The organism is Aquitalea pelogenes (assembly GCF_041914625.1).
In the GTDB taxonomy this organism is placed as follows: Bacteria; Pseudomonadota; Gammaproteobacteria; order Burkholderiales; family Chromobacteriaceae; genus Aquitalea; species Aquitalea pelogenes.
The window spans coordinates 43,474-60,081 of sequence record NZ_JAYSDA010000002.1 but is presented as its reverse complement, the minus strand read 5'-3'; the positions used below and the strand labels follow the sequence as shown (position 1 = coordinate 60,081).

Here is a 16,608-nt window from a genome sequence, read left to right as displayed (position 1 = left end):
AACGGCATGCAAGATTTTGGCTGTTATTTGGATTTCTTTTAATTGGCTGTTATTGTATTTGGGAAGTGGGTGAACTAGCCTTGATATACACTGGCGTGCCTTGAATTTTGGTGCAGTATTTGATCTTTTATTGTTAGTAGCTGTTCCAGAATTTTCAAATGGAAAATTCCGAGCTTGCATAGGGGGGTTTCCTTTACACACTTGTGCTTGCTGGAAGGTCTGCGTTGGTATGCATTCATACCGTTAGTATGGCTGCATTATGTAATTGCCATGATATGGCTGCGTTGCTTGTATTGAGGTGGGAAACAAAAAAGGCCACATCGTGAGATGTGGCCTTGTGTTGAGTACTCGGCTTGCTTACTGCCCACCCTCCATGTCTTCCAGACTGAAGGTCTCGCTGTGGTCGTTGTAGGAGAAGATTTCCGCGTAGCGGCCCCAGCTGATCACGGTATCCAGTGTTTCCTCGGCGGCACCGTCGCTCAGCGAGTCTTCCAGCTCCTGTTCAAAGCGCAGGCGCGGCGCGCGTTGACCCGGACGTTCCTGCAGCACGCGGCGAATACGGGCGGCCAGCGGAATATGACGCAGCAGATGCTCGGCAAACAGCACCTTACGTTCCTGTGTGCCGTAGTCGGCAAACAGCTTGCCGGCGGCGGTCAGTTCGATATCACCGTCGCGCAGTTCGACAAAGCCCAGGTGTTCCAGCGTTTCGGCCACCGGGAACAGGTCGTCCACTTCCAGCAGCAGCTTGCTGCCGATTTCCGGCAGGTCGGCGCGGCCGTTGTACGGTGCGGCGGCCAGCGCTTCCATCAGGCCGGCCATCAGGTTGGTGGACACCTCGGTCAAGGGACTGCCGATTTCCAGTTGCACCTTGTGCAGGGTGTCGGCGCTGCGGCGCTGGGTCATCAGTGCGTAGATGTCATCCACCATCTTGCGGAATGCCGGGTCCAGCCGGTTGCGCGGATGGGCGAACGGTACCTTGATTTCTGCCACCACGCGGCCCGGATTGGACGACAGCACCATGATGCGGTCACACATGAACACCGCTTCCTCGATGTTGTGGGTGACGATCAGCACGGACTTGATCGGCAGCTGCTTCTGGTTCCACAGGTCGAGCAGGTCGGTACGCAGGGTTTCGGCGGTCAGCACGTCCAGCGCGGAGAACGGTTCATCCATCAGCAGCAGGGTGGGGTTCACCACCAGGCCACGGGCAAAGCCCACGCGTTGGCGCATGCCGCCGGATAATTCGCGCGGGTAGGCGTTTTCAAAACCGTCCAGGCCGATCAGGTCGATGGCGGCCAGTGCGCGGCGGCGGCGCTCCTTGGGTTCCACGCCCAGGGCTTCCAGCCCGGCTTCCACGTTTTGCAGCACGGTCAGCCACGGGAACAGGGCAAAGGTCTGGAACACCATGGCCACGCCTTCGGCCGGGCCGGTCAGCGGCTGGCCGCAGTAGTTCACTTCGCCACTGCTGGCCTGGATCAGCCCGGCAATGATGCGCAGCAAGGTGGACTTGCCCGAACCGGAGCGGCCCAAGAGGCCGACGATTTCGCCTTCATGCAAGGTGAGGTTGACGTCGTCCAGCACCTGGATATCGTCTTCGCCACCCTTGTGATAGCCCTTGTCGACATGCTTGAGGGAGAAGATTTCCTGCCGCAGGGTTGTGGTTTCGTTGTGCATGATTTTCCCCCTGGTCAGTTGAGACGGAGTTTGTTTTCGGCAATGGCGTACAGCGGACGCCACAGCAGACGGTTGAACAACACGACAAACAGCGACATCACGCAGATGCCGAGCAGAATCTTGGGAAAGTCACCGGCAGCGGTCATTTGGGCGATATACGCGCCCAGGCCGTGGGCTGCCAGCTTGTCATCGCCCCAGGACACCATTTCCGACACGATGCTGGCATTCCACGCGCCGCCGGAAGCGGTGATGGCCCCGGTGATGTAGTAGGGGAAAATGCCCGGCAGCATCACTTGCCGCCACCATTGCCAGCCCTTGATGTGGAAATTGGTGGCTGCTTCGCGGAAGTCATTGGGGAAGGCGCTGGCACCGGCCACCACATTGAACAGGATGTACCACTGGGTACCCAGCACGATCAGCGGCGACAGCCAGATATCCGGGTTCAGCTTGAAGTGGACAATGAACACCACGAATACCGGAAACAGCAGGTTGGCCGGGAAGGCTGCCAGGAATTGGGCAATCGGCTGGATCATCTCGGCCAGGCGCGGACGCAGGCCGATCAGCACGCCCAGCGGCACCCAGATGACGGAGGCCAGCGCAATCAGCAAGGTGACGCGGATCAGGGTGATGAAGCCCAGGCCAACCACCTTGAAGGTTTCACCCAGCCCCACTTCACTGCTGATGAAGCTGTACAGTCGCCAGCAGACATAGCCTACCAGCAGGGTGATGAAGGCTCCCCATATGATATCCAGCCCGCGGGATACGCCGGAGTGGGATTCGGTGTGGATGGCACGCGGCAGGCTGATGTTCAGGCGCAGGCGCGCCAGTTTTTTCAGCAGCTTGCCAAACGGACGCAGGATTTGCTGGATGACGCGGGTGCGCTGGATCAGGTTCAGCACCCAGGATTCCGGTGCCGCCTGCGACATGGTGTCTTCCAGGCGGAACTTGTCGGCCCAGGCCACCAGCGGGCGGAACAGGAACTGGTCATAGATGATGATGACCACGGTCATGGTGAGAATCACCCAGCCAACCGCCGTCAGGTTTTTCTGCGCAATGGCCATGGCCAGATAGGAACCCACCCCCGGCAGGGTGACGGTCTTGTCACCCACGGTGATGGCTTCGGACGCCACCACGAAGAACCAGCCGCCGGACATGGACATCATCATGTTCCAGATCATGCCCGGCATGGAGAACGGCACTTCCAGTTTCCAGAACTTCTGCCAGCCGGACAGGCGCAGGTTTTGCGACACTTCTTTCAGGTCGTTGGGCACGGTGCGCAGCGACTGGTAAAAGCTGAAGGTCATGTTCCAGGCTTGCGAGGTGAAAATCGCAAAAATGGCGGCAAATTCAGCGCCCAGCACCCGGCCGGGAAACAGCGCCAGGAAGAATGTAACGGTAAACGAGATATAACCCAGCACCGGCACCGATTGCAGGATGTCCAGGATGGGCACCAGCAATTGGCCGGCGCGGCGGCTTTTTGCTGCCAGCGTGCCGTAGATCAGCGTGAACACGATGGACGCAAACATGGCGGCCAGCATGCGCAAGGTGGTACGCAAGGCGTATTCGGGCAGATTGGCCGCATCCAGCGAGATGGGTTCGGTCTGCAAGGCGCTGATCGGGGCCCAGGTTCCTTCAATGCCGGTGGTGGCAAACAACAGGAAACCCAGGATCAGCGGGAAAGCAATCAAGTCCCAGCGATTGGGCAGCAGCCGCTTGGCTGTGGCGGGAATAAACGGACGGATAACGCTAGTCATCAGGCCTCTCCGATTGGTGTGGTTAACCTGGCGGCACGGTGCAGGCCCCGTTCCGCTTCTTCATCAGATGAGCACCATCTTTTGTTATGGCACGGCATGCCGTGGGCAAACATCAAACTGGCTCTGCAAATGCGCACGAATGATAACAAGGCGCTCATAAAATTTTGATGAAATTTGACATTTTTTTGTATGGATTATGTAACGACATGATTCGGTAGAAAAATGGCGGGAAATCAGCCATTTGCCAGTCTTTATGCGGGTTTGGGCTTTACTGGCAAATCCGTCGTCATTGCCATGCCGGGCTTTGGCTTGTCATTGCTGCGATGACAGCTTGTCATGACTGCCATATGGCGGCGACAAGTTTGGCCCACATGGCTTGATTCAGCGCAAGCTCGCCCCCATAACCTTGTTCTCGGGATGTGCTACACTTTCGCCTATTTTGTTTTATCGGCCCGTCCGGGCCTCTGGATTGGAATACATGATTTCCTCGCTACTCAAGAAAGTATTTGGCAGCCGCAACGACCGTCTGCTGAAGCAGTATCGTCAGGAAGTGGCGCGCATCAATGCCCTCGAAGATGGCATGAAAGCGCTGTCCGACGAGGCTTTGGCGGGAAAAACCGCCGAGTTCAAGAAGCGCATCGCTGATGGCGCAACGCTTGACAGTATCCTGCCGGAGGCCTTTGCCGTCTGCCGCGAGGCCTCGCGCCGCGTGCTGGGCATGCGTCACTTCGACGTGCAGCTGATTGGCGGCATGGTGCTGCACAACGGCAAGATTGCCGAAATGCGTACCGGTGAGGGCAAGACCCTGGTGGGCACCCTGCCGGTGTACCTGAATGCGCTGACCGGCAACGGCGTGCATGTCATCACCGTCAACGACTACCTGGCCAGCCGTGACGCCGGCATCATGGGTCGCCTGTACAACTTCCTCGGCCTGACCGTGGGCGTGAACCTGTCGCAGATGGCGCATGACGACAAACAGGCTGCCTATGCCTGCGACATCACTTACGGTACCAATAACGAATTCGGTTTTGACTACCTGCGCGACAACATGGTGTTCACCACCGGCGAAAAAGTGCAGCGCAAGCTGGCCTTTGCCGTGGTCGACGAAGTGGACTCCATCCTGATTGACGAAGCGCGTACCCCGCTGATCATCTCCGGCCCGGCCGAAGACAATATCGACATGTACCAGCGCATGAACGCGGTACCGCCGCTGCTCAAGCGTCAGGAAACCGAAGACGGCGAGGGCGACTACTGGGTGGATGAAAAAGCCCATAGCGTGCTGCTGTCCGAAGCCGGTCACGAGCATTGCGAAGACATCCTGGTACAGCTGGGCATGCTGAAGGAAGGCGACAGCCTGTATTCCGCCACCAACATCACCCTGATGCACCACCTGATGGCCGCCTTGCGCGCCCATTCGCTCTTCCATCTGGACCAGCACTACGTGGTGCAGGATGGCGAAGTGGTGATCGTGGATGAATTCACCGGCCGCCTGATGGCTGGCCGCCGTTGGTCCGAAGGCCTGCACCAGGCGGTGGAAGCCAAGGAAGGCGTGGAAATCAACCGCGAAAACCAGACCCTGGCGTCCATTACCTTCCAGAACTACTTCCGCCTGTACGGCAAGCTGTCCGGGATGACCGGTACGGCCGATACCGAAGCCTACGAATTCCAGAGCATCTACGGCCTGGAAACGGTGGTGATCCCCACCAACCGTCCGATGCAGCGCAAGGACGCGCAGGACAAGGTGTATCGTTCGGCACGCGAGAAGTACGACGCCATCCTGGCCGACATCAAGGACTGCCACGAGCGTGGCCAGCCGGTGCTGGTGGGTACCACCAGCATCGAAAACTCCGAGCTGATTGCCGAGCTGCTCAAGCAGGCCAAGCTGCCGCACAATGTGCTGAACGCCAAGGAACATGCGCGTGAAGCCGACATCGTGGTGCAGGCCGGTCGTCCGGGTGTGATCACCGTGGCCACCAATATGGCCGGTCGTGGTACCGACATCGTGCTGGGTGGCAACCCGGAACCGGAAATCCGCGCGGTACAGAAGGACGACAGCCTGTCCGAGGCCGAGCAGAACGCCCGCATCGAAGCCATCCGTGCCGAGTGGAAGCAACGCCACGACGCAGTGCTGGCTGCCGGCGGCCTGCACATCATCGGTACCGAGCGTCATGAATCGCGCCGTATCGACAACCAGCTGCGTGGCCGTTCCGGCCGTCAGGGCGACCCGGGTTCCTCCCGCTTCTACCTGAGCCTGGAAGACCCGCTGCTGCGCATTTTTGCCTCCGACCGCGTGGCGGCCATCATGGACCGCCTGAAAATGCCGGACGGCGAAGCCATCGAACACCCGTGGGTATCGCGCTCCATCGAAAACGCCCAGCGCAAGGTGGAAGGCCGTAACTTCGACATCCGCAAGCAATTGCTGGAATACGATGACGTGGCCAACGACCAGCGCAAGGTGATCTACCAGCAGCGTAACGACATCCTGCAGGATGAAGACGTCAGCGCGGTGGTGATCAATATGCGCGAAGGCGTGCTGTCCGACCTGGTAGACCTGCACCTGCCGCCGGAATCCATGGAAGAGCAGTGGGACCTGGTCGGCCTGGAGAAAACCCTGGAAGCCGAATTCCAGCTGGCCGCCCCGGTGGCCGACTGGATCAAGGCCGAATCCACGCTGGACATTCCGGATATCAAGGCCCGCATCATCCAGCAGGCTGCCGATGCCTATCAGGCCAAGGTGGAGCTGGCTGGCGAGCAGGTGATGCGCCAGTTCGAACGCAGCCTGGTGCTGCAGATGCTGGATACCCACTGGCGCGAACATCTGGCCGCCATGGACCACCTGCGTCAGGGCATTCACCTGCGCGGCTATGCGCAGAAGAACCCGAAGCAGGAATACAAGCGCGAAGCGTTTGAGCTGTTTGCCGACATGCTGGAGCGTATCAAGCGCAGCGTGGTCAATGTCCTGATGACCGTGCAGATTCGCGGTCAGGAAGACGTTGACGCGGTCGAACCGCATCAGCATGGCGAGTACGAAATGCAGCATGCCGAGCCGGGCTCTTCGCTGGGTGCCGCGGACGAAGAGGACAATCCCCTGTCGCCCGAAGCGCTGGCCGAGCAGGGCCTGCGCGTGAGCCGCAACGACCCTTGTCCCTGCGGCAGCGGTAAAAAATACAAGCAGTGCCACGGCCGTCTGGCCTGAGTCCGACCTCGTCTGACCATGCCATACCAGCAAGCGCCCTGCTTTATGCAGGGCGTTTTGTTTGGAAGCTGCTCATAGTCTGCTGCGCTTCGGTGATACTGCGTTAAAAACGCCTGCGGAATGCTCATTTACTTTATGTAAACTTCGCTTCCTTAGCCGTTTTCGCCTTGTCTCACTCTAGCTCGCGAGACTCTGAACCGGTTCCGTAGGTGCAGCTACGTAGCCGGGTACATTTTGCGGTGCAGCAGATGGTGGGCCAAGGGCCGCTCTGCTACCCTTGCAGCTCATAAATATTGATAACACTGGCAGCGACAACATCATGACCCCAAGCGATACCCGAATTTACCTGGCATCCGGCAGCCCGCGTCGTCGCGAACTGCTGGAACAGCTGGGCGTGCACCTGGAACGCATCCACGCCGACATCGACGAATCGGTGCTGCCCGGTGAAAGCGCCGTAGCCTATACCGAGCGCCTGGCGCGTGAAAAAGCCGCTGCCGGCTGGGCCGTGGTGCAAAAATGTGGTTTGCCTTCACGCCCGCTGTTGTCTGCCGACACCACCGTGGTGCTGGACGGCGAAATCTTCGGCAAGCCGGCCGATACGGCCGACGCTGCGCGCATGCTGCGGGCTTTTTCCGGTCGCAACCATCAGGTGGTCACCAGCGTGGCCGTGCGTCAGGACGAGCGTGTAGAACTGCGCACCAGCATCACCGAAGTGCATTTCCGTGCACTGAGCGACAGCGATATCCAGCGTTACATCGACAGCGGCGAGCCATTTGACAAGGCTGGTGCCTATGGCATCCAGGGCCTGGCGGCGGTGTTCATCGACCATATCGCCGGCAGCTATACCGGTGTGATGGGCCTGCCGATGTTTGAAACCGCAGAACTGCTGGGCCTGTTCGGCCACCCATTCCCTTGAGCGGAGACAAGACCATGCTGCATCAGTCCATTCCGCTGCCGCGCGACATCCAGCGCCCCAAGGAACAAATCCTCGTCAACATCACCCCGCAGGAAACCCGCGTGGCGGTGCTGGAGGACTCCATCGTGCAGGAGCTGCACGTGGAACGCGCCGCCAGCCGCGGCATTGTCGGCAATATCTATCTGGGCCAGGTCAAGCGCGTGCTGCCCGGCATGCAGAGCGCTTTCATCGAAATCGGCCTGGAACGGGCGGCTTTCCTGCACATTGCCGATGTACTGGAACAGCGCCAGCACCCCACCGAACCGCAACGCATCGAAAAAATGCTGTTCGAAGGCCAGACCGTGCTGGTACAGGTGATCAAGGACCCGATCGGCACCAAGGGTGCGCGGCTGTCCACGCAAATCTCGCTGGCCGGGCGTTTCCTGGTGCATCTGCCGCAGGAAGAACACATCGGCATCTCGCAAAAGATCGAGAGCGAGTCGGAACGCCACAGCCTGAAGGCGCGGCTGGAAAAGTTGCTGCCGCCCAGCACGCCGCGTGGCTACATCATCCGCACCAGCGCGGAAACCGCCACCGATACCGAGCTGCAGGCTGACATCGAATACCTGTCCAAGCTGTGGGCCGACATCCGCCACAAATCGCAGCACCTGCCGGCGCAAAGCCTGTTGTACGAAGACCTGCCGCTGGCGGTGCGCGTGCTGCGCGACATGGTGAGCGACACCACCGAGCATGTGATTGTCGACTCGACCGAAAACTACAGCCGCATGGTGGAATTTGCCGAGCAATACGTGCAGTCTGCCGTGCGCAAGATCGAGCGCTATTCCGGTGAGCGCCCGCTGTTCGAGCTGTTTTCCATCGAGGCGGAAATCGACAAGGCATTGTCGCGGCGGGTGAACCTGAAGTTTGGCGGTTACCTGATCATCGACCAGACCGAGGCGATGACCACCATCGACGTCAATACCGGCGGCTTTGTCGGCAACCGCAATTTCGACGAAACCATCTTCAAGACCAATCTGGAAGCCACCCAGGCCATTGCCCGCCAGCTGCGGCTGCGTAATCTGGGCGGCATCATCATTGTCGATTTCATCGACATGGACAATGAAGAGCACCAGACTGCGGTATTGAGCGAAGTGGCCAAGGCACTGGCGCGCGACCGCACCCGTGTCACCCTCAACGGCTTTACCAGCCTGGGGCTGGTGGAAATCACCCGCAAGCGCACCCGCGAGAGCCTGGCACACGTGTTGTGCGAACCCTGCCCCACCTGCCAGGGCCGTGGTGAAATCAAGACCGCCCAGACCGTGTGTTACGAGGTGCAACGCGAGATCGTGCGCGAGGCACGCCAGTTCGATGCCAAGGGCTATCGCATCCTGGCGGCCCAGCCGGTGATCGACATGTTCCTCGATGAGGAATCGCAAAGCCTGGCCATGCTGGTGGACTTCATCGGCAAGCCGATTTCGCTGTCGGTGGAAAGCACCTATACCCAGGAACAGTTTGACGTGGTCCTGTTGTAAGCACCGGCCCGGCATGGTCTGGGCCGCGTGGTCATGGAGTAACAAGCATGAAGCAAGATTCCGGCGACGCCCTGTGGCTCGCCATTTTGCAGGAAGCCGAACAGGCTGCGCGTGACGAGCCGCTGCTGGCCAGCTTCCTGCACATGACGGTATTGCGGCACAGCACGCTGGAAGACGTGCTGGCCTTTCACCTGTCCAGCAAGCTGGCCAGCCCGGTGATGGACGCCCGCGCGCTGATGGAACTGTTCCGTGAAGCACTGGCATCCGATCCGGTGATCAGCGCCTCGGTACGGGCCGACATCCGCGCCTGTTTCGAGCGCGACCCGGCCTGTGACAGCTATTCCACCCCCTTGCTGTATTTCAAGGGCTTTCATGCGCTGCAAAGCCAGCGCATCACCCACTGGCTGTGGCAGCAGCAGCGCAAGACCCTGGCCTTGTTCCTGCAGAACCGCATTTCCGAAGTCACCGGGGCGGATATCCACCCGGCAGCGCGTATCGGCCAGGGCGTGATGCTCGATCACGGCACTGCGCTGGTGGTGGGCGAAACCGCCGTCATCGGCAATAACGTGTCCATCCTGCATGGCGTGACGCTGGGTGGTTCCGGCAAGGAGCGGGGCGATCGTCACCCCAAGATCGGCGACGGCGTGATGCTGGGTGCCGGTGCCGCCGTGCTGGGTAATATCCGCGTTGGCGACTGTGCCAAGGTGGGCGCAGGCAGCGTGGTGCTGGAAGACGTACCGCCACACACCACGGTAGCCGGTGTCCCGGCCCGCGTGGTGGCGCAAACGGTGGAAGGCGCCATGCCCGCCCTCGACATGGACCAGCGCGTGTGACCCAGTCCACCGTGCACCTGCTGACCGGCCCTTCAGCCGCCCAGGCCTTGCGCACCCTGTTGCCGGGCGATGAGGTGCTGGAGGTGGTGGAAGACTTCGCCCACGGCCCGCTGGCCGATGCCGATGCCATCGACCCGCAGGCGCGGGTGGCGTGGTGGAACCGCATCTGGTGGTCCATGCGCTGGCTGCCGGACATCGACGAAGCCTTTCTCAAGGACTACTGGCACTGTCGCAAGCAGTTGTTCCGCGTGTTTGCCCAGCGCCAGCCGCTTTGCCTGTGGCTGGGCGATGGCGCGCATGACCGCCTGCTGCTGGCCATGGTGTGCGCGCATGCCCACGCCAGCCAGCCGCTGTCGCTGGTGGAAGCCGGTGGCAAGGTGGCTATCCAGCACAATGGCCGTGTTGCCATGGGCATGTGCGGCCAGCAGGAAATCCGGCAGTTGATCGGCACAGCAAGGCCTGTCGGGCAGGCAGAGCGCCAGCGCCTTGCCGCCGAATGGGAACACTGGCAGCAGGCCCCGGCCGGCTGGCGTGAATTGCACCATGGCCAACTGCTACAGCAGCCGGCCGACTGTTTCGATGCTGCCCTGCTGGAAGCATTGCGTCGTGATGGGCCGCAGGCCGCCGCCCGGCTGGTGGGTGGCGTCATGGGGCAACATGTCACGGCCTTTGTGCCCGACACGTATCTGTTCTGGCGGCTGTCCATGCTGGCGGAAGCCGGCCTTGTGGTATTGACGCCGCAAGCGGATGGCCCGCCCCACGTGGCCCTGCGCTGAGTTCACTGCGCTGCGCTTTGCCTGCGACGGCGGCAAGGGTAGAATCCGCCGCCGTGGTCCGTCCCGATCTTGCCTGACGGCCACCTTCCGTAAGGATTCCCTCGCATGAACGTCCGCGTTGTCGACTACCGCGCCGCCGATGCTGCCGCGCAATTTACCCGTTCCCTGCACGAAACCGGTTTTGGCGTGCTGGTGAATCACCCCATCGACCAGCAACTGGTGGAAAAAATCTATGCTGACTGGTTGGCCTTCTTCAACAGTCCGCAAAAACACGATTACGCCTTTTCCGTGGAGAAGCAGGACGGTTATTTTTCCCCCGACATTTCGGAAACGGCCAAGGGTGCCAGCCTGAAGGACATCAAGGAATACTTCCACATCTACCCCTGGGGCCGCGTGCCGCCACAGCTGGCCGATGATGCCCGCCGCTACTATGCCAGTACCAATGCGCTGGCGCGCGAGCTGCTGGGCTGGGTAGAGCAGTACACCCCGGCCGACATTGCAGCCCATTACAGTGAACCGCTGTCCGGCATGATTGCCGACAGCCAGCAAACCCTGCTGCGGGTGCTGCATTATCCGCCGCTGACCGGGCAGGAAGCGCCCGGCGCATTGCGTGCCGCCGCGCATGGCGACATCAATCTGCTCACCATCCTGCCTGCTGCCAGCGAACCCGGCCTGCAAGTGCAGGACAAGACAGGCAACTGGGTGGACGTGCCGTGTGACTTCGGCATGCTCATCATCAATATCGGCGACATGCTGCAAGAGGCATCACGCGGCTACTACCCGTCCACCCGGCACCGGGTGGTGAATCCGCAAGGAGAGGCCGCGCGTAGCAGCCGGGTGTCGCTGCCGCTGTTCCTGCATCCGCGCCCGGAGGTGGTACTGTCGGAACGCCACACGGCGGGCAGTTATCTGGATGAACGCCTGCGCGAACTGGGCGTGAAAAAGTAAGACCGGTGAATCCGGTGTAAATGACTGTAAATGCCCTTCGGGGCATTTTTTTTTGCTGCTAGGGTGGCTCTGTTTCAATTGTCCGGCGAGTTTCAAGGTGAATGTTCTGTGGCGCTGTCTGATTGCACCTGCGGCCCTTTCTTTAAGTGCCTGCAGCCTGATTACCTCACCGCTGGTGGCCGGTGTGCAATTGGCCAGTACCGCCGTCACATCGGTTGCCAATATGGCACCCAATACCAGTACCAATGGCATGGCTCATCCGCATGATGAGCTGCACAATATCTGCATCGAATTGAATGCCAATGTGATCGTGGCGGATTTCATTCCCGAATTGCAAAAGCAATTGCGCGACCGCGAAGTGGAAAGCCGCATTTATGCGCCCGGCAATGCGCCGTCAGATTGCGAAGCCATGCTGTATTACACCGTGCTGACGCAATGGGGCTCGCCCATGTTCAGCGATGAATTGCGGCCCTACATTACCGACATCAACCTGCTGCTGAAAAAGAATGGCAAGGTGCTGGCCAATGCCGCTTACCGGCTGGATGGCATGGCCTATGACAAGTGGAGTTCGACCGGCAGGAAGCTGTCACCCTTGCTGAACAAGATGTTTTCCGGCGAAAACATGACCCAGTGGCAGGGCAGTGGTGATGGTGCCAATGGCGCGGCCCGCTTTGAGCAGGATGTCATCAAGCGGGCCGGTGCAACGACTACCAGAAATTGATCAGCCCGGCGAAGAAGCGCTGGGCATCGGTGCGCGAAGCCACTTCGCTGGCGATCCCGTTGACGATCTGCTCGATGCGGGCATCGCCCACATCACTGGAAGACACCACATTGCCCACCTTGATGTCACGCTTGTTCACAATGCCGGAAAAGCGCAGCAAGGTGGTATTGCCACTGGCCGCCACGGCCTTTTCCCCGGCAATCGCCAGATAGCCATTGGGCAATACATCGGTGACCGACACCATCAGGCTGCCGCTGATCTGGTTGGAGTTGCTGACCTGACCGGTGCCTTTAAGGCTGCTGCTGCCGGACGCCTTGCCGCTGTAATCAAAGATTTCCTTCAGCAAGCCACCCATGGAGGACAAGGCACCGGGGCCGGATTCAGAAATGGTGGAAGTGCGGTTGGAGGTGGTATTGGCGTTATTGCTGGAAGTCAGGTTTTCCGCAATATTGATTTTCAGCGCATCACCCACATGGCTGGCAATCGGCTCTTCAAACAGCAGCATGGCCTTGTTGGGCTGGTAGATGGAGCCTGGGCTGTCTTCTAATGCCACCGGGGTAAATTGTGGACGAATATGTACCGGTGCAGTTACCAGCATTTGCGGAGAAGAACAGCCGGTGACGAAACCGGAAATGAGCAAACCAGCCATTATCTTGATTGCCTGATTTTTCACGATATCACCCGCTTTCTCTTTGATTACTCCTTATTAATTCTATTGGCATGGAAAGTTAATTAGGGTTACCGATGCCAAATTAAGGTAATAAGATGTAAAGCAATTGGCTCTAGCTCTTAACCCTGCATAACGTAAATTTACATGGCAGTCGGTACTGACCTTGTAATGGCGGACAACAGCCAATTAACGGTATGGGGAGAACAAAATGAGCACAATCGGCAGTATCACTAATCAGGCACCCACGACTTACCAGGTGCTGAAGCAGGGGGCGAAGAAGGTGGCAGACGACGTGGAGTCAGTGGCCAGGGCGGCGGGAAGTGGCCTGGCAAGTGGTGCCAGCGGTACCGGCAGTGCCATCGCGCATGGCCTGACCGCGGCGGGCGACGGCCTGAGCACGCTGGGGCGTACCATCAATACCCTGGTTTGAGCGGGCAAATGCCTTCCGGCCCGGCCCGGTGCTTGTGGCGCCAGCCACTGCCCTGGCCGGGTTCGGGGCAACGGGCAGAAGGCTTGTCGTTGTCCGCCAGCAAGAGCGGGCCATCCTGACGCAGTTGCGCATACAGATCGACCAACTCGCCAGGGTACTCTTCCGTGCCGATGTATTTCTGGCGCAGCCGTTTGAGTTCGCCGTTTCTTGTCAGCGCATCCAGTGCATTCTGCAGCTGCCGGATGGTGGCATCCGGGGTTTGCCGGTTCAGGGCAAACCAGTACTGTGCCTGACCATCCAGCAGGGCTACCGGGCGGACCTGATTGTCCGGCATGCCGGTTTGCCGTGTCTGCCAGTGCATGGCCCAGTCCAGCATGGCCACCATGTCCACGCGCCCCATTCTCAGCTTGGCCAGGTTGCTGGCATCATCCGGTGCATTGTCCTGCTCTATTCCCGGCCGCAAACCAAGCTGTTCCAACTGCTTTTGCGAGGCAGAGGCAAAAATGGCCCCGACACGCCATTGCGCCAGCTGCCGGATATCGGTGAGCCGGATGTCCTCGCGCTTGCTCAAGCGGTACAGATAAATATGGCGCTTGCCGATGGGGCCAACCCAGCGGAACTGGTTCTCCCGCTCCGCGGTGCGTACGGTGCTGTACAGGACGGTGTCCGGCGTGGATTGCACCGTGGCATAAGCGCGCGACCAGGGCAGCAGTTGCAGCCTGAGCGCCAGGCCGGCCTTGCTGGCCATGGCAGTCAGCAATTCGCTGGCAAAGCCACTCACTTGCTGGCCTTGCAGATAATTCAGCGGCGGCAATTCCTCGGTATAGGCAGTCAGCCCCGCCGCGTGGGCAGGGAGGTGCAGCAGCAGGAATATCGCGACAAGTAGGCGTGAGCGCATGGGGAGGGGGGCAGTTGTTTGACAGAAATTAACCTGTCACCGCCTGTCAGGCAAGCCTGCCCACGGCTTGCCGGTCAGCTGGTGTAAAATGCCACCCATCAACCACGCCCAGAAGAAATACCTGTCATGAGTGAGCTTTTAGCCGGATTGAATAATGAACAGCTGCGTGCCGTCACCTGGCCGGCCAAAAGTGCGCTGGTACTGGCAGGTGCGGGCAGTGGCAAGACACGGGTACTGACCACCCGCATTGCCTGGCTGATAGCCACCGGCCAGGTCAATCCCTCCGGCATTCTGGCAGTTACCTTTACCAACAAGGCGGCGCGGGAAATGCATACCCGGCTGGGGGCCATGGTGCCGGTCAATGTGCGCACCATGTGGATTGGTACTTTCCATGGCCTGTGCAACCGCTTCTTGCGTGCCCATTACCGCGATGCCGGACTGCCGCAGGCGTTCCAGATTCTGGATTCCGCCGACCAGCAAGCCGCGATCAAACGCCTGCTCAAAAGCCTGGAGCTGTCGGACGAGAAATATCCGCCGCGTGCGGTACAAAGCTTCATCAACGGCAACAAGGAAGCCGGGCTGCGCGCCGACCGCCTGCCGCCGGCCTTGACGCCGTACGAAGCCAAGCTGGTGGAGCTGTACGCCGCCTACGACGCCCAGTGCCGTCGCGAAGGCGTGGTGGATTTTGCCGAGCTGCTGCTACGCAGCTACGAACTGTTGCAGGCCAATGCTGCCTTGCGCGCCCATTATCAGGGGCGCTTCCGCCATATCCTGGTGGATGAGTTCCAGGATACCAACCGTCTGCAATACGCCTGGCTCAAGCTGTTGTCCGGCGAGCACAACGTCCTGTTTGCCGTGGGCGATGACGACCAGTCCATCTACGCCTTCCGCGGTGCCGAAGTGGGCAATATGCGCGCCTTGCTGACCGACTTCCAGGTGGCCGAGCCGGTGCGGCTGGAGCAGAACTACCGCTCGGTGGGTACCATCCTCAATGCCGCCAATGCCCTGATCGAACGCAACGATGGCCGGTTGGGCAAGAATTTGTGGACCGACGCGGGCGAGGGCGAGCAGATCCGCCTGTACGAAGCCTATTCCGATGGTGACGAAGCCCAGTTCATCATCGATGAAGTAAAGAGCCTGCAGCGCGAAGGCATGAATCTGTCGGACATGGCCATCCTGTACCGTTCCAATGCCCAGTCACGGGTGCTGGAACATGTATTGGTGAATGCCCAGCTGCCCTACCGCATTTATGGCGGCCTGCGCTTCTTCGAGCGCCAGGAAATCAAGCATGCTCTGGCCTACCTGCGTCTAGTGAGCAATCCGGATGACGACAATGCCCTGCTACGTGTCATCAATGTACCGGCGCGCGGCATCGGTGCCCGCACCGTGGAAAACCTGCAAGCCATCAGCCGCGAGCAGGGTGTCACCCTGTGGCAGGCCTGCTGCGCCGCGGGTGGTGGCCGTACCGCCGCCAAGCTGGGCGAGTTTGTGCTGTTGATCGAAGCCTTGCGTAACAAGAGCACTGACATGACGCTGGCGGAAACCGTCAGTCTGATCATCGACCACTCCGGCCTGCGCGCCATGTACGAGCAGGACAAGAAAGAGGGCGAAGAGCGGCTGGCCAACCTGGACGAACTGGTCAGTGCAGCAGCCGGTTTCTTCCCGGATCAGCCAGAGCTGGCTATTGTCGAATTTCTCAGTGCGGCCAGTCTGGAAGCGGGAGAGCATCAGGCCGAAGCTGGCGAGGACGCGCTGCAACTGATGACGGTGCATGCGGCCAAGGGCCTGGAGTTCGACGCCGTGTTTGTGTCCGGTCTGGAAGAAGGGCTGTTCCCACACGAAAACAGCATGAACGACAGCAAGGGGCTGGAGGAAGAACGCCGCCTGATGTACGTGGCCGTTACCCGTGCCCGCAAACGGCTGTACCTGAGCTGCGCCCAGAGCCGCATGCTGCACGGACAAAGTCGTTATCCCATTCGCTCCCGTTTCATCGACGAAATACCGAACACGCTGGTACGGATACTGTCTGCTACAGTGAAACCTGTTCCGCAAGCAAGCCCGCGTCGTGCGCCCTGGCTGGACGAGGCGGTCGCACCTGCCACTGTCATGTCGTTGCAGGGTTTTCGCATTGGCCAGGGCGTCAGTCACGCCAAGTTCGGCTCCGGTGTGGTGATCAATGCCGAAGGCAGTGGCAGTGATGTGCGTTTGCAGATCAATTTTGCGGAGCACGGGCTGAAATGGCTGGATTTACGCTATGCCAAACTGACCGCCGAATAATGAC

13 protein-coding genes are annotated in these 16,608 nt (G+C 60.0%); 9 read left to right on the top strand and 4 right to left on the bottom strand.

Features of this window, described 5'->3' with window-relative positions; genetic code table 11:
* Nucleotides 1-357: 357 nt before the first annotated feature.
* The gene (locus ACE3SE_RS02335) at nucleotides 358-1,674 is read right to left on the bottom strand and encodes an ABC transporter ATP-binding protein (protein WP_045846441.1); all 1,317 of its coding nucleotides are present in this window, start codon (nucleotides 1,672-1,674) and stop codon (nucleotides 358-360) included.
* A gap of 14 nt (nucleotides 1,675-1,688) precedes the next feature.
* A complete protein-coding gene (locus ACE3SE_RS02330) occupies nucleotides 1,689-3,428 on the bottom strand; it encodes an ABC transporter permease (protein WP_374553679.1) in 1,740 nt (579 codons plus the stop codon).
* Between the two features lie 478 nt (nucleotides 3,429-3,906).
* Between ACE3SE_RS02330 and secA the strand changes: the two genes are divergently transcribed.
* The 7 genes from secA to ACE3SE_RS02295 all read left to right on the top strand — a co-directional run bounded on the left by secA (nucleotide 3,907) and on the right by ACE3SE_RS02295 (nucleotide 12,329).
* Nucleotides 3,907-6,624: a preprotein translocase subunit SecA gene (gene secA / locus ACE3SE_RS02325; RefSeq protein ID WP_045846439.1), complete on the top strand. Its 2,718-nt coding sequence runs from the start codon at nucleotides 3,907-3,909 to the stop codon at nucleotides 6,622-6,624.
* A 319-nt stretch (nucleotides 6,625-6,943) separates the two neighbouring features.
* Nucleotides 6,944-7,540: a Maf family protein gene (locus tag ACE3SE_RS02320; RefSeq protein ID WP_374553678.1), complete on the top strand. Its 597-nt coding sequence runs from the start codon at nucleotides 6,944-6,946 to the stop codon at nucleotides 7,538-7,540.
* Nucleotides 7,541-7,554: 14 nt separating this feature from the next.
* On the top strand, nucleotides 7,555-9,051 hold the full coding sequence (gene rng / locus ACE3SE_RS02315) for a ribonuclease G (RefSeq protein WP_045846438.1): 1,497 nt from the start codon (nucleotides 7,555-7,557) through the stop codon (nucleotides 9,049-9,051).
* A 47-nt stretch (nucleotides 9,052-9,098) separates the two neighbouring features.
* Nucleotides 9,099-9,884, top strand: coding sequence for a serine O-acetyltransferase (gene cysE, locus ACE3SE_RS02310; RefSeq protein WP_045846437.1), 786 nt, complete (start codon nucleotides 9,099-9,101; stop codon nucleotides 9,882-9,884).
* The gene (locus ACE3SE_RS02305; protein WP_374553675.1) at nucleotides 9,881-10,660 is read left to right on the top strand and encodes a DUF3658 domain-containing protein; all 780 of its coding nucleotides are present in this window, start codon (nucleotides 9,881-9,883) and stop codon (nucleotides 10,658-10,660) included. The genes cysE and ACE3SE_RS02305 overlap by 4 nt, the downstream gene beginning before the upstream one ends.
* A gap of 105 nt (nucleotides 10,661-10,765) precedes the next feature.
* Nucleotides 10,766-11,608 (top strand): isopenicillin N synthase family dioxygenase, encoded by an 843-nt coding sequence (locus tag ACE3SE_RS02300; protein WP_374553673.1) that lies wholly within the window; start codon nucleotides 10,766-10,768, stop codon nucleotides 11,606-11,608.
* Between the two features lie 97 nt (nucleotides 11,609-11,705).
* Nucleotides 11,706-12,329, top strand: coding sequence for a cell division protein FtsI (locus tag ACE3SE_RS02295; RefSeq protein WP_374553671.1), 624 nt, complete (start codon nucleotides 11,706-11,708; stop codon nucleotides 12,327-12,329).
* On the opposite strand, the gene ACE3SE_RS02290 is transcribed toward ACE3SE_RS02295, so the two are convergent.
* A complete protein-coding gene (locus ACE3SE_RS02290; RefSeq protein ID WP_374553669.1) occupies nucleotides 12,316-12,978 on the bottom strand; it encodes a flagellar basal body L-ring protein FlgH in 663 nt (220 codons plus the stop codon). The two genes, ACE3SE_RS02295 and ACE3SE_RS02290, sit on opposite strands and share 14 nt — an antisense overlap.
* A 229-nt stretch (nucleotides 12,979-13,207) precedes the next feature.
* On the opposite strand from ACE3SE_RS02290, the gene ACE3SE_RS02285 reads away from it, so the two are divergent.
* On the top strand, nucleotides 13,208-13,429 hold the full coding sequence (locus tag ACE3SE_RS02285) for a hypothetical protein (protein ID WP_374553667.1): 222 nt from the start codon (nucleotides 13,208-13,210) through the stop codon (nucleotides 13,427-13,429).
* On the opposite strand, the gene ACE3SE_RS02280 is transcribed toward ACE3SE_RS02285, so the two are convergent.
* Nucleotides 13,413-14,327 (bottom strand): substrate-binding periplasmic protein, encoded by a 915-nt coding sequence (locus tag ACE3SE_RS02280; protein WP_374553665.1) that lies wholly within the window; start codon nucleotides 14,325-14,327, stop codon nucleotides 13,413-13,415. The two genes, ACE3SE_RS02285 and ACE3SE_RS02280, sit on opposite strands and share 17 nt — an antisense overlap.
* 126 nt (nucleotides 14,328-14,453) lie before the next feature.
* Between ACE3SE_RS02280 and uvrD the strand changes: the two genes are divergently transcribed.
* Nucleotides 14,454-16,604 (top strand): DNA helicase II, encoded by a 2,151-nt coding sequence (gene uvrD, locus ACE3SE_RS02275; RefSeq protein WP_374553663.1) that lies wholly within the window; start codon nucleotides 14,454-14,456, stop codon nucleotides 16,602-16,604.
* The last annotated feature ends 4 nt before the right edge of the window (nucleotides 16,605-16,608 follow it).